Source organism: Algoriphagus oliviformis (assembly GCF_017254915.1).
Lineage (GTDB): Bacteria > Bacteroidota > Bacteroidia > Cytophagales > Cyclobacteriaceae > Algoriphagus > Algoriphagus oliviformis.
Genome location: NZ_JAFKCT010000017.1, coordinates 1 through 21,327 on the forward strand (window position 1 = coordinate 1; position 21,327 = coordinate 21,327).

At 53.4% G+C, this 21,327-nt stretch carries 20 protein-coding genes; 13 read left to right on the forward strand and 7 right to left on the reverse strand.

What is annotated here, in order from left to right; all coding sequences use genetic code 11:
- Positions 1-381: 381 nt before the first annotated feature.
- Positions 382-1,404: a DNA topoisomerase IB gene (locus tag J0A68_RS21875; protein ID WP_206580393.1), complete on the forward strand. Its 1,023-nt coding sequence runs from the start codon at positions 382-384 to the stop codon at positions 1,402-1,404.
- A gap of 45 nt (positions 1,405-1,449) precedes the next feature.
- Here the strand turns inward: J0A68_RS21875 and J0A68_RS21880 are convergent, their stop codons facing one another.
- The gene (locus J0A68_RS21880) at positions 1,450-2,430 is read right to left on the reverse strand and encodes a GlxA family transcriptional regulator (protein WP_206580394.1); all 981 of its coding nucleotides are present in this window, start codon (positions 2,428-2,430) and stop codon (positions 1,450-1,452) included.
- A 119-nt stretch (positions 2,431-2,549) separates the two neighbouring features.
- On the opposite strand from J0A68_RS21880, the gene J0A68_RS23045 reads away from it, so the two are divergent.
- A complete protein-coding gene (locus tag J0A68_RS23045; protein WP_206580395.1) occupies positions 2,550-3,428 on the forward strand; it encodes an SRPBCC family protein in 879 nt (292 codons plus the stop codon).
- A complete protein-coding gene (locus J0A68_RS21890; RefSeq protein WP_317195146.1) occupies positions 3,418-4,278 on the forward strand; it encodes a VOC family protein in 861 nt (286 codons plus the stop codon). The genes J0A68_RS23045 and J0A68_RS21890 overlap by 11 nt, the downstream gene beginning before the upstream one ends.
- A 42-nt stretch (positions 4,279-4,320) precedes the next feature.
- Here J0A68_RS21890 and J0A68_RS21895 read toward each other — a convergent pair whose 3' ends face one another.
- Both J0A68_RS21895 and prmC read right to left on the reverse strand, forming a co-directional pair.
- Positions 4,321-4,710, reverse strand: a complete 390-nt coding sequence (locus J0A68_RS21895) for a DoxX family protein (RefSeq protein ID WP_206580396.1) — start codon at positions 4,708-4,710, stop codon at positions 4,321-4,323.
- Positions 4,711-4,781: 71 nt separating this feature from the next.
- Positions 4,782-5,624: a peptide chain release factor N(5)-glutamine methyltransferase gene (prmC, locus tag J0A68_RS21900; protein ID WP_206580397.1), complete on the reverse strand. Its 843-nt coding sequence runs from the start codon at positions 5,622-5,624 to the stop codon at positions 4,782-4,784.
- Between the two features lie 109 nt (positions 5,625-5,733).
- Between prmC and J0A68_RS21905 the strand changes: the two genes are divergently transcribed.
- On the forward strand, positions 5,734-6,927 hold the full coding sequence (locus tag J0A68_RS21905; RefSeq protein WP_206580398.1) for an RsmB/NOP family class I SAM-dependent RNA methyltransferase: 1,194 nt from the start codon (positions 5,734-5,736) through the stop codon (positions 6,925-6,927).
- Positions 6,928-7,134: 207 nt separating this feature from the next.
- Positions 7,135-8,613: an IMP dehydrogenase gene (gene guaB / locus J0A68_RS21910; protein ID WP_206580399.1), complete on the forward strand. Its 1,479-nt coding sequence runs from the start codon at positions 7,135-7,137 to the stop codon at positions 8,611-8,613.
- A 52-nt stretch (positions 8,614-8,665) separates the two neighbouring features.
- Here the strand turns inward: guaB and J0A68_RS21915 are convergent, their stop codons facing one another.
- The 4 genes from J0A68_RS21915 to J0A68_RS21930 all read right to left on the reverse strand — a co-directional run bounded on the left by J0A68_RS21915 (position 8,666) and on the right by J0A68_RS21930 (position 11,602).
- The gene (locus tag J0A68_RS21915) at positions 8,666-9,124 is read right to left on the reverse strand and encodes an RES family NAD+ phosphorylase (RefSeq protein WP_206580400.1); all 459 of its coding nucleotides are present in this window, start codon (positions 9,122-9,124) and stop codon (positions 8,666-8,668) included.
- Between the two features lie 3 nt (positions 9,125-9,127).
- Positions 9,128-9,577, reverse strand: a complete 450-nt coding sequence (locus J0A68_RS21920; protein ID WP_206580401.1) for an MbcA/ParS/Xre antitoxin family protein — start codon at positions 9,575-9,577, stop codon at positions 9,128-9,130.
- A gap of 300 nt (positions 9,578-9,877) precedes the next feature.
- Complete coding sequence (locus tag J0A68_RS21925) at positions 9,878-10,843, reverse strand: YpdA family putative bacillithiol disulfide reductase (RefSeq protein ID WP_206580402.1); 966 nt, start codon at positions 10,841-10,843, stop codon at positions 9,878-9,880.
- 3 nt (positions 10,844-10,846) lie between these two features.
- Positions 10,847-11,602, reverse strand: coding sequence for an NRDE family protein (locus J0A68_RS21930; protein ID WP_206580403.1), 756 nt, complete (start codon positions 11,600-11,602; stop codon positions 10,847-10,849).
- Between the two features lie 203 nt (positions 11,603-11,805).
- Between J0A68_RS21930 and J0A68_RS21935 the strand changes: the two genes are divergently transcribed.
- The 8 genes from J0A68_RS21935 (at position 11,806) to mraY (ending at position 21,323) form a co-directional block, all read left to right on the forward strand.
- Positions 11,806-12,180, forward strand: coding sequence for a BlaI/MecI/CopY family transcriptional regulator (locus tag J0A68_RS21935; protein WP_206580404.1), 375 nt, complete (start codon positions 11,806-11,808; stop codon positions 12,178-12,180).
- Complete coding sequence (locus tag J0A68_RS21940) at positions 12,177-14,192, forward strand: M56 family metallopeptidase (RefSeq protein ID WP_206580405.1); 2,016 nt, start codon at positions 12,177-12,179, stop codon at positions 14,190-14,192. Before J0A68_RS21935 ends, J0A68_RS21940 begins: the two co-directional genes overlap by 4 nt.
- Positions 14,193-14,810: 618 nt before the next feature.
- Complete coding sequence (mraZ, locus tag J0A68_RS21945) at positions 14,811-15,245, forward strand: division/cell wall cluster transcriptional repressor MraZ (protein WP_206580406.1); 435 nt, start codon at positions 14,811-14,813, stop codon at positions 15,243-15,245.
- Positions 15,246-15,249: 4 nt separating this feature from the next.
- The gene (gene rsmH / locus J0A68_RS21950) at positions 15,250-16,161 is read left to right on the forward strand and encodes a 16S rRNA (cytosine(1402)-N(4))-methyltransferase RsmH (RefSeq protein WP_206580407.1); all 912 of its coding nucleotides are present in this window, start codon (positions 15,250-15,252) and stop codon (positions 16,159-16,161) included.
- A complete protein-coding gene (locus tag J0A68_RS21955; protein WP_206580408.1) occupies positions 16,158-16,541 on the forward strand; it encodes an FtsL-like putative cell division protein in 384 nt (127 codons plus the stop codon). Before rsmH ends, J0A68_RS21955 begins: the two co-directional genes overlap by 4 nt.
- Complete coding sequence (locus J0A68_RS21960; protein ID WP_206580409.1) at positions 16,538-18,646, forward strand: PASTA domain-containing penicillin-binding protein; 2,109 nt, start codon at positions 16,538-16,540, stop codon at positions 18,644-18,646. The genes J0A68_RS21955 and J0A68_RS21960 overlap by 4 nt, the downstream gene beginning before the upstream one ends.
- The gene (locus tag J0A68_RS21965; RefSeq protein ID WP_206580410.1) at positions 18,647-20,110 is read left to right on the forward strand and encodes a UDP-N-acetylmuramoyl-L-alanyl-D-glutamate--2,6-diaminopimelate ligase; all 1,464 of its coding nucleotides are present in this window, start codon (positions 18,647-18,649) and stop codon (positions 20,108-20,110) included.
- A 1-nt stretch (position 20,111) separates the two neighbouring features.
- Positions 20,112-21,323, forward strand: coding sequence for a phospho-N-acetylmuramoyl-pentapeptide-transferase (mraY, locus tag J0A68_RS21970; protein ID WP_206580411.1), 1,212 nt, complete (start codon positions 20,112-20,114; stop codon positions 21,321-21,323).
- Positions 21,324-21,327 lie beyond the last annotated feature (4 nt).

Sequence of the window (21,327 nt, forward strand, 5' to 3'; positions counted from 1 at the left end):
CTTTCAGCAATTCCAAAACCACCTTGGTCTTGAACTTCGAGGTAAATTTTCTTCGTGTGGTCATCACAGTAAATTTAAGGGGTTAATCGTAACTTAATTTACTGTCCTGTTTTTTGGGGAATGCTCATTCAGAACGTTATAAGTCATATTTGACGAGGTTTAAAATAATTTGATTCAAAAAGATTTGAATTGTGGATGCAAAATGAACCTGTCCCCCTATTTGTCCTCCTTTAGATATAAGTTGCTGTAAATCAGTTCTTTTTAAGAGTCCTGTTCCCGCTACTACGAAGCCGGTCAGAAATGATCGGCTTTTTTGTTTTTCAAGCTGCCAGTGCTTGTGTACACTTTTTGAATCCTGACCTACCACTAACCTGGATTTCTATGTCGGAATGCCCTGAAGATTTGGTGTATGTCGGGGAAGGTTTTCCCGGATTTTTGAGGAAGAGGTCTGGAAAAGGCTTTGTCTACCTCGATAGGAAAGGCGAGAAAATCGCCAAAAAGCGGGTGTTGGAGCGCATCCAGCACTTGGTCATTCCGCCCATGTGGCAAAAGGTGTGGGTGTGCAAAAGCCCCAAGGGCCATCTACAGGCCACCGGGTACGATGAGCGGGGCCGCAAGCAATACCTCTACCATCCCGACTTTGTCCGCTACAGGCAGGAGACCAAATATGGAAAAATGGCTGAGTTTGGGAAAAAACTTCCCCAAATCCGAAAAGCGCTGGAATCGGATCTGCGCAAGCGAAACTGGCCCAGGGAAAAAATCCTCGCCCTCATCGTGATGATGCTCGACGAGTACTACATCCGCATCGGCAACAAGTGCTACGAGCACGAAAACAAAACCTATGGGCTCACCACGCTGAGAAGAAAGCACATCGTGCAGGAGCATGGCAAGCTCATGCTGAGCTATCGCGCCAAAAGCGGCAAAGACCGCAAAGTCAAAGTCGAAAGCAAGCGCTTGATCAAGCTGATCAAGCAGATGTCTGAGCTTCCCGGCTACGAGCTTTTCAAATACAAGGGAAAAGACGGGGCGTTCCATTGTGTGGATTCCAAAGACGTCAATCAATACCTTTTGGAGATTTCAGGGGCCGCATTCACCGCCAAAGATTTTCGCACTTGGGGCGGTACGGTGCTGTCGCTGGATCATTACGGGGAGAGTCTACAGCTGGTAGAGGAGTCTCCTAATCGAAAGCTGGAGCCGACCATCGTCAAGAAAGTCGCGGAAGTCCTCGGCAACACGGTCGCCGTTTGCCGCCAATACTACATCCATCCCAAGGTCATGCAAGTCCTGCTCGATGGCAAGCTGGCGCGCTACCAAAAGCTGAAGCTCAAGCGTGTCGACGATCCGGACGAACTTTCGGAAAACGAGCAGACCGTCCTGAAGATCTTAGGGAGTAAAACCGGATAGAGGGAAGGTTTTGACGTTTGGCATCTTCTGTCTTCTAGCTTCTCTTCAATTCAGCCTTACCAGCTTGTTGTATTTGTTTCGGTATTCGTTTGGTGTGAGTCCGGTGATTTTTTTGAAGACGGTGCGAAAGGCCTTGGAGTCGGTGTAGCCCACGTCCCACATGACTTCGTTGATGTTTTTCAGGCTAGTTTCAAAGCTGCGCTTGGCGGCTTCGATCTTCACACGCTGCACGTATTCCAGCACCGAATTGTTGGTCACGCGCTTGAATCTTCGCTCGAAGCTACGACGGCCCACTGCCACTTCATCGGCTAGGTCGTCCACAGAGATCCGCTCCGAAAAGCGGTGCTCGATGATTTCTTGCGCTTTTCTGATTTCCGGATCGGGATGCTCTTTTTGCCCTCGGAAGATGGCGAAAGCCGACTGCGTGTCCCGATCGATGTCTATGGCGAAGTACTTTGAGAGCAAGATCGCCATCTCGCGGTCCACGTATTTTTCCACCAAATGAAGAAGAAGGTTCCAGTAGGAGTTGGCGCCGCCGCTGGAGTAGATGCCTGCCTCCTCGGTCACGATGCTTCCGTCCAACACTTCGACTGCGGGAAACTGGCTTCTAAACCGGTCGATGAAACCCCAGTGCGTGGAGCAGCGCTTCCCATCCAGCATGCCGGTGGAGGCGAGGAAAAAGGCTCCCACGCAGAGCGAGGCGATCTCGGCTCCCGACTCGTATTGCCGGCGAAGCCAAGGGGCAAAAGGCTGGTTGGCCGCTATGGCTTCGTCAAAATCCCCAAAAAGAGGCGGGATCACGATCAGGTCAGCTTCTTCGGCTTCCGATAGCAAGCTTTCGGGATGTAGGACAAAGCCCGGGAAGCCGGGTTTTACCTCGTGCTGAAGCCCCAAAAGCTTGACCTCGAAAGCCGCCTCTTGACCATTCATGCCCAAAAAATGATTGACGGTATTAAAACAGTATTGCGCTCCCGCAATCGCCTGGACCACACTGCCCTCCATGGCCAAAATCCTTACTTTCTTCATCCTTCCAATTTATGAAAACTTGTCGCAAAAGCCCCTTTCCTTGTCAGTTTTTGCCCAGTTCTTCATTCCTAACTTCGTTAAGTTTGTGTAGTACTGCAAACCCAAAAACAAACGTGAATATGACTACCAAGCCGACAACAAAAATCACCGTATCCGCGGAGATCGCCGCTCCCGTCAACCAGGTGTGGACAGCCTACAACTCTCCCAAGCATATCGTCCAGTGGAACTGCGCCTCTCCCGACTGGCATTCTCCTTCGGCTAAAAACGAACTGGAGCCGGGCGGAAGCTTCTCCTACCGCATGGAGGCCAAGGATGGCTCCATGGGTTTTGACTTTGAGGGGGTGTTTCAAAAAGTGCAGCCGAATGAATTCCTCAGCTATGTCATGGGTGACGGAAGGGCGGCGGAGGTCGTTTTCGAAGACAAAGGAAAGTCGACGCTCGTCACCGTGACCTTTGACGCGGAGCAGATGAACTCAGAGGAGCTGCAGCGAGACGGCTGGCAGTCCATCCTGGACAATTTCAAAAAATACGTGGAGGGCTTTCAGCACGACTCCATGCACTTCGAAGTCGAAATCAACGCGCCCGTGTCCAAAGTTTTTGCACTCATGATCGAGGACGCCGCCTATCGGGACTGGACGGCGGCTTTTAATCCTGGCTCCTACTTCAAGGGCGACTGGAGCAAGGGCTCCAAGATTCTTTTCCTGGGGCCTGATCCTCAAAGTGGCAAAGAGGGCGGAATGGTCGCCAAGATCGCCGACAACGTCAAGAACAAGTATATCTCCATCGAGCACTATGGATTGGTCGGTGACGGAAAAGAGATCACTTCTGGGCCAGAAGTGGAGGCCTTTGCCGGTGCTACAGAAAACTACAGCTTTGTAGATCTGGGAGGCAAGACGCTGCTGAAGGTGGACATGGAATCCGGAGGAGAGTACAAGGAGATGTTTGAGAAAATGTGGCCCAAAGCCCTACAGCGTCTCAAGGAAATCTGTGAAGCTTAAGCCATTCCATGTGATGAAAGCGATCTATCCCTGCATTTGGATGAACCAAAAGGCCCGAGAGGCAGCGGCGTTTTACTGCTCGGTTTTTCCTGATGCCAAAATTGAGGAAGAAAATGACCTGGTAGCCATGTGGTCTTCTGGGGGCGAAAAGTTCATGTTGCTCAACGGCGGTCCAAAATTCAAACCCAACCCGAGTATTTCCTTTTACTCGATTTTCCCAGACGAAAAGCAGCTGGAGGAAATCTGGAACAAGCTCAGCGTCGGCGGGATGATCATGATGCCTCTGGACAGCTATCCTTGGTCCAAGAAGTATGGCTGGCTCGAGGATAAATATGGCGTGAGCTGGCAGCTAGAAAGCAATGTGCCGGAGGGAATATCGCAGCGCTATGTTCCGGCGTTCATGTTTACCGCCGCCCAGTTTGGCCGTGCCGAGGAGGCGATAGCCTTTTATACTTCCCTTTTTCCTGAGTCCTCGTCGCTTTTTATCTCACGCTATGGCGACGATGCGGGAGACCAGGCCGGCAAAGTGAACCATGCCCAGTTTATGCTGAGCGGTCAGCGCTTTGCCGCTATGGACAGTTCGTTTACCCATGCGTTTACGTTTTCGGAGGGGATGTCGCTGGTCGTGCCCTGTGACACGCAGGAGGAGATTGATTTCTTTTGGGAAAAGCTCGGAGAGGGTGGTGAGGAAAGTATGTGCGGATGGCTCAAGGACCGTTTTGGCGTAAGCTGGCAGATCGTCCCAGCGAAACTCGGTGAAATGATGGCCGATCCAGAAAAGGGCCCGCGGGTGGTGCAGGCTTTTATGAAGATGAAGAAATTTGACATCCAAGCGCTGCAAGATGCCTAGCGGAGCAAGCAAAAATCCCAGCCTCTTGGCTGGGATTTTTGCTTATCGCCTTTTGGCTTTGTCGAGGGAGTAGGCTCCTCCGCCCGTCAGCAGCAGGCTGATGAATACCGCGCAATAGAGGAGTGGGAGTTCTTTTCTTCCAAAAGGATCATCCCAGTGCGCGTAAAAGGCCGCGGTCAACATGGTCAAAATCAGGGGCACGGAGGCTAGTCTGGTCTTGAAACCCAGAATAACGAGTATGGAGCAGATCACTTCGGCAAAGGTGGCCATTCCGAGGGAGATGGCAGGGCCTATCCCAAAAGGATCCGCGAACTTGATTTCGTTGCCGCTGAATAGTCGCATGATTTTGGGGATTCCGTGGGTGAGCATCATGGCGCCCGATCCCACGCGGAGGATAAGCAGGGCTAGGGAGGATTCAAAGTCGCGTCTCATTGAGGGTAATTAATGGTTTGGAATAAAACTACCAAGGGTTGAGGACTCTTCCCAGACTTTTTACACCAAGGTCAGCCCCAGATTGCGGCGCACATCCGGTCTTTTCCATTTAGATCTTGAAGAATCCGCACATCCACGTAGCCGGTGCTGGCCAAAAGCGCATGCACCAGCTCTCCCTTGGATTCATGGATTTCGAAGTAAAGCTTGCCGCCCGGCTTGAGGATTTTTCGTCCTTTCTCCGCGATCACACGATAGAAAATCAGCGGATCCTCGTCCGTGACAAAGAGCGCCGTCCACGGCTCGTGGGCGAGGACATTCTGATGCATCTGGCTCTTGTCGGATTCCAACACATAGGGAGGGTTGGAGACCAGGATGTCCAGCTTCCCTACCGTGGGCGTTTGAGTGAGTATGTCGCAGAGCTCGAAGCGGACGTTCGCGCCAAGCACTTCCGCGTTTTTCCGCGCGATCGCCAGAGCAGGCTCTGAGATGTCCAGGGCGTACACGTCTGGGCTATTCATCTCCAGTGCCAAGCTGATCGGAATGCAGCCTGTGCCGGTGCCGATGTCGAGGATTCTCAGGTTGGCGGCTTTGTTCTCCTTGATGATCAGGTGGACGAGTTCTTCGGTTTCGTTGCGCGGGATCAGCGTGGCGGAAGTCACCAGAAACTCCCTTCCGTAAAAAGGCCCCTTCCCCAAAATGTACTGGATAGGCTCGCCGCTTTTCAGTCTGGCGAGGTCTTCTTGGAGTTTTTCGGGTACTTTTTCCTCTTCCAAAAGGGTGGGGCCGTCGATCCGTTTCAGCCCGAAATGATGCTCGATTAGCCAGGCTGCGAGGCTTTGCGCTTCGGTTTCGGGATAAAGGTCGAGCAGCTCGGAGCTCAGTTTTTTGGAAAAATCGAGTAGGGAAATCGACATGCCCAAAGGTAAGCAGGAGCCGGGATTTGCGCTTCGTCGGCCTGGCCTTTTCCGCAGGAAAGCTATTCCTCGACAAATCCCCTTACCTTTGCGGGGAGAATTTCCTCCTATGAAGCTACACAACAACACCATCCGCGGCGTACACACCGCACTCGAAGCCATTTTTGAAGAAGGCCAATACGCCGACAAAGTCATCGAGCGGACGCTGAAGTCCAATCCCAAGTGGGGAGCTCGCGACCGGTCTTTCATTGCAGAGACGACCTACGAGATGGTGCGCTGGTGGAGGCTGATCAGTCACCTGAGCCCTTCCAAGGACTACTGGGATCTCTTTGGCACCTATTGGCTGATGCAGGGCAACGCGCTGCCGGAGTGGGAGGAGTTTGCCAAAATCCACCCGGAAAAGCTCAAGGCAAAGTATGAGGCGATCAACGATCCTGCCCTGCTGGAGTCCATTCCTGACTGGCTGCAGAAGCTGGGAAGTGAGGAGCTGGGCCACAAGTGGGGCTCCGAGATCCATGCGCTCAATGAGGAGGCAGAAGTGGTCTTGAGGGTCAATACGCTCAAGACGACCCGCGAGCGTCTCAAAAACCAACTGGCGGAGGATGGCATCGACACCTACATCGTCAAGGGCTACCCAGATGCGCTGGTCCTGGAGGAGCGGCAAAATGTCTTTCGCAACCAAGCCTTTAAGAGCGGCCTTTTCGAAGTGCAGGACGCCAGCTCCCAGCTCGTCGCGCAGGCTTTGGCAGTAGAGCCGGGCATGCGCGTGATCGATGCCTGCGCGGGAGCGGGAGGAAAGTCGCTCCATTTGGCAGCGCTGATGGAAAACAAAGGAAAAGTCATCTCCATGGACGTGGAGGAGTGGAAGCTGCAGCAGGCCAAGCTCCGAGCGAGGCGAAATGGCGTCTCGATCTTCGAGCCGAAGCTCATCGAAGGCACCAAGACCATCAAGCGGCTGAAAGAATCTGCCGACCGACTTTTGCTTGACGTGCCTTGCTCCGGCCTCGGCGTGCTGCGTCGCAATCCCGATACCAAGTGGAAGCTCAGCCTCGAGTCCATCGACAAAGTCCGCGAAACTCAACAGGAAATCCTCCAAAGCTACCCCTCCATGCTCAAGCCAGGAGGGCAGCTGGTCTACGCGACGTGCAGCATTTTGCCCTCGGAAAACGAACTGCAGGTGAAGCGATTCCTGACCAGTGAGGCTGGAAAGGACTTCGAACTGATTGAGGACAAAAAGGTTTTGGCACAGGAGAGCGGTTTTGACGGATTCTATATTGCGAGATTGGTGAAGAAAGGAGCCTAAGCCGCTGGCAAGCCTTTGGTGGTTTTAGTCGCCAGTCCTGTCGCGGGGCTGGCGATTGATTTTTTAGGCCGCCTTCCAAATCCTATTTTAAAAGCAAGATCAAAAAAAGGTGAATTCCACATTAATTTTTGTTTTTCGCTGGCATGGCATAGATTTTTGTTTGTACCTTTGACGGGCAAATAGGGTTACCTACAACCAATATTTGCCATGAATCGAAACTCCTCGAAGTTCCTCTACGAAGCACTCACCTACGACGATGTGCTCCTTGTTCCGGGTTATTCTGAAGTGCTCCCACGCGAGACCAACACTTCCACCCAGCTCACCAAAAAAATCAGATTGAACATCCCGCTTGTGTCCGCAGCCATGGATACAGTGACCGAAGCCGAGCTGGCAATTGCCGTGGCTTTGGAGGGCGGTCTTGGTTTCATCCACAAAAACATGTCCATCGAGAAGCAGGCCGCCCAAGTCAGGAAGGTGAAGCGTTCTCAGGCAGGAATGATCCTGGATCCAATCACTTTGGATATCAACGCACGGGTGAGGGATGCCGAAGCGATCATGCGCGAGTTTCATATCGGAGGTATTCCGGTGGTGGACGGGACCAAGACACTGAAAGGGATCATCACCAACCGCGACCTTCGCTTCATCAAGGATCCCAACAAGCCGGTCAGGGAAATCATGACCAGTGATAACCTCATCACTGCCAAGTCCGGCATTTCGCTGGAGCAGGCTGAGGAGATTCTCCAGGAGTATAAGATCGAAAAACTGCCTATCGTCGACGAGGACAACCGACTGACCGGGCTCATCACCTACAAGGATATCCTAAAGCGCAAGGACAAGCCCAACGCTTGCAAGGACGAGTTTGGGCGTCTTCGCGTAGGAGCGGCAGTAGGTGTGACGGCGGATATTGTCGAAAGGGTAGAGGCTCTGAAAGCGGCCGGCGTGGATGTGGTATCCATCGATACTGCCCATGGACACTCCAAAGGCGTAATCGAAACCTGTAAGAAAATCAAATCGGCATTTCCTGATCTGGAAGTGATCGTCGGAAATATCGCCACTCCCGAGGCGGCCATTGCGTTGGCAGATGCCGGAGCTGATGCGGTGAAAGTAGGCGTAGGTCCAGGCTCCATCTGTACCACCCGGATCATTGCCGGTGTAGGCGTGCCGCAGCTTTCGGCGGTATTTGAGTGTGCCGAAGCGCTGAAAGACCGCGGTGTACCAGTGATTGCCGATGGTGGTATCCGTTATTCTGGCGACTTGGTGAAAGCTATCGCAGCCGGAGGCAGCTCGATCATGATCGGATCCCTGCTTGCCGGGACCGAGGAAGCTCCAGGGGAAATGATCATTTTCGAAGGGAGAAAATTCAAGTCCTATCGTGGAATGGGCTCTCTGGAAGCGATGGAGTCCGGCTCCAAAGACCGCTACTTCCAGGACGCGGAGGATAACATCAAAAAGCTCGTGCCGGAAGGCATCGTGGGGCGAGTGCCGTACAAGGGGCTGGTTTCCGAAGTGCTTTACCAACTGGTCGGCGGGCTTCAGGCCGGTATGGGGTATTGCGGTACCAAGACTATCGAAGATCTTCAGACCAACGGTAAATTTGTGAAGATCACCGCCGCCGGCGTGAAAGAGTCACATCCACATGACGTGAGTGTGACGCGGGAAGCTCCAAACTATAGCTTGAAATCGTAAGAACATGAAAACCGGCCTCGGCCGGTTTTTTTATGTCTTTGCGAAGTAGGCGCTACTGGTTTACCTCAAAGCTCACGTCCCATTCCTCCTCGATCCTTACTGACGTGAGAAAGTCCCGATGTAACGGGTTGATCAGTAGGTTGTGCTCGGCGGGAAAGCTTTTGGGAGGGATTCTACAGGAAGGGATTTTGAGTGTCGGCGAGATCATGCCTTTTGCCCAGGCCGTGCCAAATTCCTGGGTCGAGCGCGGATAGGGGCGGTTTTTCCAGTCTTCGGGCAGGAAGTCGATGTCCAGCTCCGCTATCGGGGAAGTGGCCTCCAGTACTGCCAGCTTCCATTTGCTTTGCGTGACTACATGCCCTTTGATGCTGAGCAGTTCCAGAAAGTTGAGCGAGCTGGCTGAGCAGGCGTAGATCATCGGCGTGCCAAATTGATTCCAGCGGCCGACGCCCAGTCCATAGCTCAGGCCGTTTCGGTCGGGAAGGGCTTCAAAGAGGCGAAAATACCGCATCCATCAGAGGATATTGCCCCAAGAAATGGCCTCAAGGGCCTGATCCACGAGCGTGATCTGATAGGGATTCTTCAGGAGCGTCGCGGGCTTTTGGCCGTGCAGGGAGGAATTGGGGCTTTGTAGCCATTGGGAAAGCAGCTCCTCAGACCCAAAGATCCGGATGCCTTTTGCGATGATCTGATCCATGTCCAGTAGGTTTTTGGTGAGGGCCTTGGAGAGCTTTCGGTCTTCTTTTTTCCAGCGGAAGAGGGTGCTCGGATCGATCTCCATCACCTCCGCGATGTCATGGGAGGTAAAGTCCAGAAAATCGAAGAAGGAACTCGTCTCCTGAAAGTCCAATTCTATGCCGCCGTACGGCGCACGCGCGGTGTCGCTCGCCTCTAATTGCTGCTGGGAAAAGAAATGGTAAGGCTTCACACCTGTCTCCAGCTGCACCGCATCTCCTTCAGGCAAATTTATCTTCCAGGCCTTTCCCATCTTTTTGTCGTTTCTCCTAAGTTACAAATTATCTCAAATAAAACAATTCTTTGTATCAATTAAGATAGTTTGTTTTTCTTGGTGTATGGTTATCCGCTTTTATGCCAGTAGGCAGCCGTGACAACCCGAAAGAACGCTAAAATTGCGGCTTTGCCCCACTTCGGTTGCCTGTGCTGAGCACTGGAGCTACGGGAGTAGCGGATACCGAAGCATCAGTCATCGGTCTTCCGAGCCGATTGAAGAAGCAAATTCGCTTACTGGCAAGATTGCGGATAATTATGTCTTGGTGATATCGGTTACGATGGATGCTGCGTGCGCGATGCTGTTTTCGATGAAAAACTCCCGGGTATTCAGTCCCCCACAGACTACTCCGGCTAGGTAAACGCCGGGTACGTTGGACTCTTGGTTGGTCTGGTCGTAACAGGGTTGGCGCTTTTCGTCCAGGCTCAGCTCTACGCCGAGCTGATCCAGCAGGGCAAAGTTCGGCCTGTAGCCCGTCATGGCCAATACCCAGTCGTTAGCAATGGTAACCTCTCCCTCGGGTGTGGTGATGACAACTTCCTTTTCCTTCACCTCCTTTACCTTGGATCGGGTAAAGGCCTGTATCGAGCCCTCCTTGATCCGGTTCATGATGTCGGGCCGAACCCAGTACTTGACATTTTGGTCCACTTCGTCTTCCAAGAGTACCATGCTGACTTCCGCGCCTTTGCGCCAGCATTCCAGCGCTGCGTCCACGGCTGAGTTTGCGCCTCCGACTACCAGCACTTTTTGCCCGATAAAAGGCCAGGGCTCTTTGTAGTAGTGAAGGACCTTGGGCAGTTCTTCGCCAGGTACGTCCATCAAGTTGGGCAGGTCATAGAAGCCCGTCGCCAGGACGATGTTTTTGGCCTGGTAGGCTGCCTTGGAGGTTTTGATCTCAAAGCCGCCCTCGCACTTTTGGAGATTTTTCACCTCCTCGTAGAGGTTTACTTTCAGTTGGTAGTGGAGGTAGACCCGGCGGTAGTATTCCAAGGCCTCGGTCCGTGTGGGTTTGACGCCGATAGACATGAAGGGGATGTTTGCCATCTCCAGCCGATCCGAGGTGGAAAAAAAGGTCATGTTGACCGGGTAGTTGAAGATAGAGTTGGTCAGGGCTCCTTTTTCCAAGATCAGGTAGTCGAGGCCCGCCTTGCCGGCTTCGATACCACAGGCCAGTCCTATCGGCCCTCCGCCGATGATGATGAGGTCGTAAGTTTTCTGCATAGTCTAGGTTTGAAAGCTGAAAGAAGTGTCGCGGTAGTTTCCCGAATCCCAGTCGAAGCTTCGCTCCTTGAGCCGGGTGAGCCCGCTTTGGTCTTTTAAGACCGATGTGGACGAAACAGTTCCATAATTGGGCTCCATGCGGATGAATTGGGAGGAAAGCTGTGCCTCCATCGCTTTGGGTACGCCGGTATCTGGAAGTTGCTCAGGGGGGAAAGTCGTGGGAGACTTGAGTAGGGTGAGGAGTGAGTCTGGATCTGGATTTCTTTTCGCCAGGTCCGTCATTTCCTTTTTTGCCAGTGCCGTTTTGGGCCAGGGCGCATTCAGAAGGGCATTGGAGATGCCGTGGATTCCGGGCTGGACTTCCTCCGGCGCATCGCCGTAGTTGGAGTAGTAATATAGCTTTTCTCCATCCGACACCAGCAGATTAAAGCCTTCATAGCGGTCTTTTTCACCCATCACCCCGTCTAGGTAGTTTTCCGGAGACAGCCTCTTTTCCAAAAAGTCCAATACCAGCCTTCCCCGGCTGATTTGCCCTTTTTTGGGCTGAGAAAAATCCCGGTAATTGGTCAGAAACGCCCATTTTCCATCCGGGTGAAAGCCCATCCAGGTGCCGCCTCCCCTCAGGTCCTTGCCCGCATAGATGCCGCTTTCCCAGCGATGCAGCGGAGCCGTGGGGCGGTCAAAAAACTCATCTCGGTTGGCGGAGATGAGCAGGGGGAATTCGGGATGGGTTTTCCAGGAAAAAGCTACCAGACACATAGCTCTAAAGGTAACAAGTTGGCTTTTTTCTCTCCAAGCTTTCATGTAATCCCGTTTCGAAAGAATTGTTTTAAGCCTTACTGTTTTTGTAAGTGGTACAAAATCAATGCTTAACAATTTTTAATACGATAATTGTCGTACTTCTTTTGAAATTACGATTTGCTTCGTATATCTTTGGTACGAAAGTTATCGTAAGTAAAGACATGAGCAAGCCAACAGAAGCCGAATTGGAAATTTTGTCTCTTCTATGGGAAATGAAGGAGGCCAGCGTGCGGCAGATCCACGAGAGACTGTCCGAGTCCAAGGAAACCGGCTACACGACTACCCTGAAGATCATGCAGATCATGCATGCCAAGGGGATGGTGTCGCGGGACGAGAAAAGCCGATCCCATCTCTATCGCCCCGCGACCAACCAAAAGGATACCCAGAGTTCCCTTTTGAAAAACCTGGTGAGCACAGCCTTTGGCGGCTCTTCCAAAAGCCTGGTGATGCAGGCGCTAGGCCAGGAAAATCCCTCCAAGGACGATATTGACGAGATCAGGGCATTTTTAGACCAACTTGAAAACAACTCCCAATGAAAATTTTGATCGACTGGATTCCTGAAAATCTGCTGCGGGCACTGGGCTGGACCTTGGTGCATTCCCTCTGGCAGCTCGTGGTCATATCAGCCCTGCTTTGGCTGGTACTGAGGCTGGCGCATCGCAGTCGTCCGGCAGTCAAGTATGGCTTGGCGGTCGCGGCTTTGGTGCTTTCGCTGCTGGTTTCGGCAGGGACTTTTGTTTATGAATATCAGCCTGCCGACGTGACGGCTTCGATCGGTGCCAGTGCTGACTTGAGGGTCTTGCTGGGAAGCTCTGCGCTGGGCACAGCTGAGGCCGGCATCGAGTCCGGTATCGATCAGGCGATCCGTTGGATAGAGGGAAACATTCCCCTACTGGTCAACCTGTGGGTCTTGGGAGCGTTACTTTTTCTGTTCAGACTGATGAACAGCCTCTCGGAAATCCGGAGCCTACGCAAGTCGTCGAGCCTGGTGGCCGACTTTCAGGTTCAGAAAATGCTCTACCGCCTGGCCGGAAAGATGGGCATTGCGGGTGAAGTCGAGCTCCGTGCTAGTTCCTTTGGCGCATCGCCGTTGACCTTCGGGGCTTTCAAGCCGGTGATTCTTTTTCCGGCGGGCCTCTTGTTCCAGCTTTCCCCAGCCCAGCTCGAGGCGATCATCGCCCATGAGCTCGCGCACGTGAAGCGCAACGACTACCTGGCCAATTTGCTTCTTTCCGGACTTGAGGTTCTGTTTTTCTTCCATCCCTGCTACTGGTGGATGAATAATACGGTGAAAGAGCTCAGGGAAAATGCCGCCGACGACCTCGCGGTGAAGGCCGGCGTAGAGCCTCGGATCTTGGCCAACGGCCTGGCTGAGGTGCTCAACTTTGCGAAGCAAAACCCGCCCGAACTGGCCCTGGCCGCCGGAAAACATCGAAACCCAACTCTCCAACGAATCAAAAGGATACTTGGCTATCCTTCCCAAAACTATCCGCAAACCCCTATTATTTCTATCCCTATGCTACTTACCCTATTTCTCAGCGTCGGGCTGATGGCCAGTGCCCAGCAGGACGCACCCAAGCAGACCGGCCCGATCACCCCGGTCGCGCCTTTAGCCAATATCCAACCTACATTTCCTGCATTGGCGGCGCAAGATACGCTGGTCAAGAAGCCATCGAAGCCGGACGAAAAGGCTCCAAATTTCGTCTACGGAGACCATCTGATCACTGACGGCTCCGGACAGGCCTATCGTGTGCAGGGAGACTTGCTGATCTCCGGCAAGGATACCGTGGTCATGAGCACCAAGACCAAGGCCGCTCTGGATCAGCTTCGGACCTTTGATTCCGAAAGCATGCCCGCCTTCGACGTTCCTCCGGCGCCCATGTTTCCTGTAGAAATGGAGCTCGCTCCGCTTCCGGCTTTTGACTTTGAAATGGACATGCCCGTGATGGCCGCCATGCCTCCGATGCCGCCCATGGAGCTAAGTGGCTTGGAGTTTCCTATGCCTGTGGACATGGATTTTGACTTTTCCTTTGAGCATGACATGGCTCCTTTCCACTACTCCATGGATACCTCTCATATGAGCAAGGGGGAAAAGGAAAAGTGGGCCAAGGACATGGAGCTCAAAGCCAAGGAGTGGGAGGCCAAGTTCGAGAAAGAGTTCGCACCAAAGATGAAGGAGTTTGAGCTGAAGATGGAGGAGTGGCAGGCTGCCAATGGCCCCAAAATGAAGGAGTTCGAAGAAAAGATGAAGGCATGGCAAGAAGCCCAAGGGCCCAAAATGAAAGAGTTCGAGCAGAAAATGGAAGAGTGGCAGGCGGCCAACGGTCCCAAGATGAAGGAATTCGAGGACAAGATGAAGGCTTGGCAGGAAGCCCAAGGGCCAAAGATGAAGGAGTTTGAGCTGAAAATGAAAGAGTGGGAAGCTGCCCAAAAGCCAAAGATGGAGGAGTTCCAGCGCAAGATGGAGGTTTGGCAGAAAGAGCATCAATCCAAGATGGAGGAATTTCAAAAGCTGCTTCAGGAAGATCTGAAGAAGGAAAAAAAATAAAAATTGTGTGTTGATGCATCAAAAAGACCTGTCCCTTGGGCAGGTTTTTTTGTTTTTACGCCTGTGCTAAAAAGTGGTCGCGCCTTTCGTCCGGATAAATAGCTTGCGCAGCTTCTTGGTGTGTATGGCCTGAATGCTTGGGTGGCACCGGGCCGAGAGATTTATTCGGAGATGGGCAAGGTCGGGGCGCTGTTTTTTTGAATTGCCGAAGCGTTGGAGCTGGAAAAAATCATACTTCGCCGAGCGCTTGGGAGGAGTCAGCCTTTGGTGTAAAATCGCCAAGTAGCCGGGCCCCGGAGTGGGGGATTGTGGGGAGCTGCAAATGGCTTGGGATGGTGGTTGCCAAGGGCTGCCCTCGTTGGATTTTGAACTACAAAAGCCGACTTAAAACCTGCCTATTTGCGTTTTTTGGACACTTTTTTGGAGATGGACTGGGACGAGATAACCTGCTGAGAGTCAACAAAAATTTCTTTGATTTTTTCAAAAATCTATTGGGATGGATCAATCTTTTGGCTACTTTTAATTCAAAGTGGGAAAAAGTGGGGGAAAGTGGGAGAAAGTGAAATCGATTTTCTACTTTTGTCTTTACGGTAAACTCTATCAAATCGAGTCCTAGTCATGTTCAACAGTCAGTACGATGTAAAGCTGGATCCCAAGGGTCGTCTGGTTTTGCCTTCCAAGGTAAAGGGGGCAATTCCGGAGGCGAATGGGACCACCTTGATGCTTCGAATGGCAGAGGACAGATGCTTGGCTCTTTATCCTATGGTGGAGTACAAGAAGCTTGAGAGTCAGATCAAGTCCCTGAACATCAACAATCCTGAGCAGCGCATGCTCCAGCGATCTTTTTTCAATTCCGTCGTCGAGGTGGAATTGGACAGTACGGGACGACTGCTGATTCCAAAGCTCTACCAAACCTATGCCAGTTTGGAGAAGGATGTAGTGGTGGTGGGCATGGGGCCCCGAATCGAACTCTGGAATCCTGACAATTATCTCAAGCACATCATTGTAGATCCGGCGGACATGTCCAGCCTGATGGAAAAATATCTCTCCTGAAGCTATGACAGAGTCCGTGTACCATATCCCAGTGATGCTCGCCCAATGCACTGAAGGCTTGTCTATTAAGCCAAACGGGGTGTATGTGGATGTGACCTTTGGTGGAGGTGGGCATTCCCGTGAGATCCTGAAGCACCTGGAAGAGGGGCATCTCTACGGCTTCGACCAGGATCAGGACGCACTGGCCAATGTGCCGGAGGACGGGCGCTTTACCATCGTCCAGGCCAATTTCAGGGATATCAAGCGATATCTCCGGCTCTATGGGGTGAAGCAGGTGGACGGCATTTTGGCTGATTTGGGGATCTCTTCCCATCAGATCGATGAGCCGGGCCGCGGGTTTTCGACCCGCTTCAGCGGCAGTCTGGACATGCGGATGAACCAGTCGGCTGAGCTGTCGGCCAAGGATGTGCTGAATACTTACGAGGAGTCCAAGCTCCACAAGATCCTCGGGATCTATGGGGAGGTGAAAAACGCCAAAACCTTGGCCAAGGCCATCGTGGCGGAGCGGGCGTTCAAGCCCTTTGATACGACGGAGGGCTTCACGGCTTTCCTGAAGAAGTTTGCGCCGAAGGGCAAGGACTTCAAGTACTACGCCCAGGTCTTTCAGGCGCTGCGGATCGAGGTGAACGACGAGATGGGCGCGCTCGAAGAGATGCTGCTCAGCGCGGTGGATGTCCTGAAGCCGGGCGGGCGTCTCGTGGTGATGAGCTACCACAGCCTGGAGGATAGACTGGTGAAAAACCTGATCGCCAAGGGCAAATTTCAGGGTGAGGTGGAAAAGGACTTCTACGGCAACCTCATCCGGCCGCTAGAGCCGGTGTCGAGAGGGGCGATCATGGCCGATGAGGCGGAGGTCGCAGCCAATCCAAGAGCAAGAAGTGCGAAGTTGAGAATAGCGGAAAAGACAGGGAAATGAGCCAAAACACATTCAAGAGGAAACTGAAGTCCGGCAGTGCCCCAAAGGGCGGTGCCGGAAAAACCGTTTTTACCTGGATCGAGGAAAAGCTCGACGTCAAGGGAATCCTGGGTGAAGGCGTGCCGGTGCAGCTGGTGCCGCCGGTTGGCTTTTTGGCACTCCTGGCGCTGATCTATATCTACAGCAACCACCGGGCTGAAAACATGACCCGGAAAATAGAAAAAGCCCAACAGGAAGTGGAAGACCTCCGTGCGGACGTCACCACCCTGGAGGCAGAGTACATGCAGAGCAGCATGCAGTCCGAAGTGGCCAAGCGTGTGGCAAAGCTGGATATCCAAGAATTGAACCAACCGCCGATCAAAATCGAGGTAGAAAAGTGAACATCAAACGCTCCATAGTGCTCCGTGTGAGGGTGGTCTTCATCCTGGTTGCCTTGGTGGCCTGCGCGATCCCGTACAAGATCGCCGTGGTGCAGCTCAAGGAGGGTGACAAATGGCGCGCAAAAGCGGAGCAGGTAAACTTCCAGTTTAGAGAAGTGCCGGCAACCCGCGGGAATATCTATGCGGCGGATGGCAGTCTTTTGGCTACCAGTCTGCCGTTTTACCGGGTGGCGATCGATCCGACCATGGCCAAGGACGCCAAGTTCAAGGCAGGCATCGACTCCCTTTCCAAAAAACTCTCCGCTTTCTACAAGGACAAATCCGCCACTGCCTACAAGCGCATGATCCAGGATGCCCGGGGTGACAAAAAGCGCTACCTCATCCTAAACAGAAAACAGATAGGCTATCAGGACATGCAGAAGATGACGGCCTGGCCGATCTTCCGCGACGGTCGACTCGGTGGAGGGGTGATCTTTGAGAAAGTCGAAAAGCGCTATCGCCCATTCAACTCCCTCGCCAGCCGTACTGTCGGATTCCTCAACGAGGATGACTACGGAGCGGGGATCGAATACAGCTTCAACAACTATCTGAAAGGCAAAGACGGAAAGGCCCTTTTCCAAAGACTGGCAGGCGGAAGCTGGAAGCCGGTTTTTGACGCTGAGGACATCAAGCCCGACAATGGCTACGATGTCTTCACCACCTTGGATGTCAATATCCAGGACGTGGCGGAGACGGCCCTGAGGAGGCAATTGACTGCACGTGAAGCGGCTTTTGGCTCGGTGATCGTGATGGAGGTGAAGACAGGCCATATCAAGGCCATGGCCAATCTCCAGCGCGACAAAAGCGGTGTGGGCTACTCCGAAAGCTACAACTACGCCGTCGGCGACATCGGCAGCACGGAACCTGGATCGACCTTCAAGCTGCTCTCCATGATGGCGCTTTTGGAAGAAAACAAGATCAGCCTAAACGACAAGATCGAAACCGGAAACGGCGCGCATAGATTCTACAATCAGACCATGTACGACGCCAAAAACGGCGGCTTTGGCACGATCACGATCCGGGAGGCTTTTGAGAAGTCGTCCAACGTGGCCATCTCCAAACTGGTGGACATGCATTTTGGCTCCAGCCCTTCCAAGTTCATGGCCTACGTGGACAAGGCGGGCCTCGCCGAGCCTTTTGACCTCCAGCTGGCGGGAGAGGGCAAGCCCTTTTTCAAAAAGCCGGGGACAAAAACCTGGTACGGCACCTCGCTTCCCTGGATCTCCATCGGCTATGAATCCAAGCTCAACCCCATCCATACGCTGGCCTTTTACAATGCCGTGGCAAACGACGGGGTGATGATGAAGCCGGTTTTTGTGAAAGCGGTAGGGAGGGGGAATACGCTGGTGGAAACCTACGAGCCGGAGGTTTTGCGCAAGCGCATCGCCTCGGACAAAACCGTGAAGCAACTGCAGGAGCTGCTGGAGGGGGTGGTCACCCGCGGCACGGCCAAGAATATCCTGAACGCCAACTACCAGATCGCTGGCAAAACCGGGACTGCGCAGAAGATCGTCAACGGCAGATACACCGAGACCTACTACACCAGCTTTGCGGGCTATTTCCCGGCGGATCGGCCAAAGTACAGCATGATCGTGGTGATCGATAGCCCCAACGGCTATGCTGCCTACGGGGGGGACGTCTCAGCTCCGGTATTCAAGGAGATAGCGGATCGGATCTATGCGCTGGACATGGAGCTGAATCCCGTGGACCAGTCCAGGATTTTCCTGGCGGAAAACCAAAACGTAAAGATGCCGCAGGTCGGCGCTGGCAAAGGAGAGGAGCTTCAGGGCATTTTTGAAATGCTGGGGCTCTCGGTCAACAGCCCCACGGGCGAGGACTGGGTGATGCCTGCCAAAATCGCCGAGAAACTCGAACTGAAAATCAACAATACCGACAAGGCCGTGGTGCCGGATGTCTTTGGGATGCCGCTGAGGGATGCCCTTTTCATCCTGGAAAACAAAGGCCTCAAGGTAATCTATAAAGGCAAGGGAAAGGTGCTCGAGCAGTCGCTCGCTCCGGGCTCCCAGCTTGGAAAAAACGCAACGATTAACCTGGTGTTAGGATAGATGAAAGTGCTGAAGGACATATTGTATAAGGTGTCGCTGACTTCGACCATTGGAGACATGGAGCGGGAAGTGAGCGGGATCGTCTTTGACAGCCGCAAGGTGGAGGCCGGGTCTGCATTTGTTGCGGTGGCAGGCACGCAGGTGGATGGGCATGAGTTCATCGGCACAGCCTTGGAAAAAGGCGCCTCCGTGATCATCTGCGAAAAGCTCCCCGAGCCCATCGCCGCCGACGTCACCTACGTGCAGGTAGTCAACTCCGCCAAGGCACTGGGTATCGCCGCCGCCAATTTCTTTGACAACCCTTCGGAAAAAATCAAGGTGGTGGCCGTCACCGGTACCAATGGCAAGACAACCACGGTGACGCTGCTGCACCAGCTTTTTGTCTCCATGGGCTATGGCACCGGCCTGCTTTCCACCGTGGAAAACAAAATCAACGAGGAGATCATCCCCGCTACCCATACCACGCCCGACGCCGTGAGTGTGCAGGCTTTGCTTCGCAAAATGGTGGACAAAGGCTGCTCGCACTGTTTCATGGAGGCCAGCTCCCACGCCATCGTGCAGGAGCGCATTGCAGGGCTGAAGCTTGCCGGGGCGGTATTTACCAACATCACCCACGATCACCTGGACTACCACGGGACATTTGATGAGTACATCAAGGCCAAGAAGAAGCTCTTTGATGAGCTGCCCAAGGATGCCTTTGCCCTGGTAAACGGCGACGACAAACGTGGAGCGGTCATGCTGCAAAACTGCAAGGCCAGCCACCAGACTTTTGCCCTGAAGACCGCCGCTGACTTCAAGGGCAAGATCATCTCCAATACGCTCGAAGGCTTGGAGCTGGAGATCAACAACAAGATGATCTGGTTTAGGATGATCGGCGCATTCAACGCCTACAACCTGCTCGGGGTCCTGGGGGCTGCCATGCTGCTGGGAGAGGAGGAGGACGAGGTGCTTCGCATGCTCTCGGGCATCCGCGGAGCCAAAGGACGCTTTGACCGCATTGCCATCGGCGGGATCATCGCCATCGTGGACTATGCCCATACGCCGGATGCGCTGGACAATGTGCTGAAGACCATCAACGGCGTCCGCAACGGCAACGAGCAGCTGATCACCGTGGTGGGCTGCGGGGGCAACAGGGACAAGACCAAGCGTCCCGTGATGGCCAAAATCGCCGTCAACGAAAGCACCAAGGCCATCTTCACTTCGGATAACCCCCGCTTTGAGGAACCCATGGACATTCTGCGCGACATGCAGGCAGGCATCGGGCCGAGCGAAATGCGAAAGACCCTGACCATCGAAGATCGGCGTGAAGCGATCAAGACGGCTGTGATGCTCTGCCGAAGGGGCGACATCATCCTGATCGCTGGCAAGGGCCATGAAGACTACCAGGAGATCAAAGGGGTGAAACACCACTTTGACGATGCCGAGGTAGTGACTGAGATACTGGAACAAATGACTGAAAACTGATATGCTTTATCCCATCTTTGACTACCTAGATCGAGTGCTGGACATCCCGGGGACGGGCGTGTTCCGCTACATCTCGTTCCGCGCGGGGATGGCGGCAGTTTTCTCGCTGATCATCACCATCACTTTTGGCCACAAAATCATCGCCTGGATCCGCAACAAGCAGATCGGCGAGACCGTGCGCGATCTGGGATTGGAGGGACAAAGCCAGAAGAAAGGCACGCCGACCATGGGCGGTCTGATGATCATCGCGGCCATCCTGATCCCTACGCTGCTTTTTGCCAACCTGAACAATATCTACATCATCCTCTTGCTGGTCTCCACGGTTTGGCTGGGGCTGATCGGCTTTTTGGATGATTACATCAAAGTGTTTCGCAAAAACAAAGAAGGCCTTGCGGGAAGGTTCAAGATTGTCGGACAAATCGGCATCGGCGTCATCGTGGGTGCCACGCTCTATTACCACGACGACGTGGTGGTGCGGGAGTTTTCCACGCCGGTTTCCATCGAAGAGGGCATCGTCGAGACGCCTTCCTTCCAAGACGTCAAGGTGCTCAAGACCACGATCCCTTTTGTCAAAAACAACGAGCTGGATTACGAGAAGGTCTTCGGCTTCCTGGGGGAATCCATGATCCCAGTGGCCTACATCCTGGTCGCCATTTTTATCATCACGGCAGTTTCCAACGGAGCAAACATCACGGATGGGATCGACGGCTTGGCCGCGGGGACGTCCGCGATCATAGGCCTGGCCATAGCGATCTTCGCCTACCTGAGCGGTAACGCGATCTTTTCGCAGTACCTGAACATCATGTACATCCCCAATTCCGGTGAGCTGGTGATCTTCGCCTCGGCCTTCATCGGTGCCTGCATCGGATTCCTGTGGTACAATGCCTACCCGGCGCAGGTTTTCATGGGCGACACGGGCTCGCTGATGCTGGGTGGCGTGATCGCGGTGCTGGCGCTCACGCTGCGCAAGGAGCTCCTGATCCCTATCATGTGTGGGATTTTCCTGATCGAAAACGTCAGCGTGATGCTGCAGGTGAGCTACTTCAAATACACCAGAAAGAAATACGGCGAGGGCAGAAGGATCTTCCTCATGTCTCCGCTTCACCACCATTACCAGAAAAAAGGAATCCCCGAAGCCAAGATCGTCACACGCTTTTGGATCGTGGGGATCCTGCTGGCGGTCGTCAGCTTGGCCACTTTGAAATTGAGATAAAAAA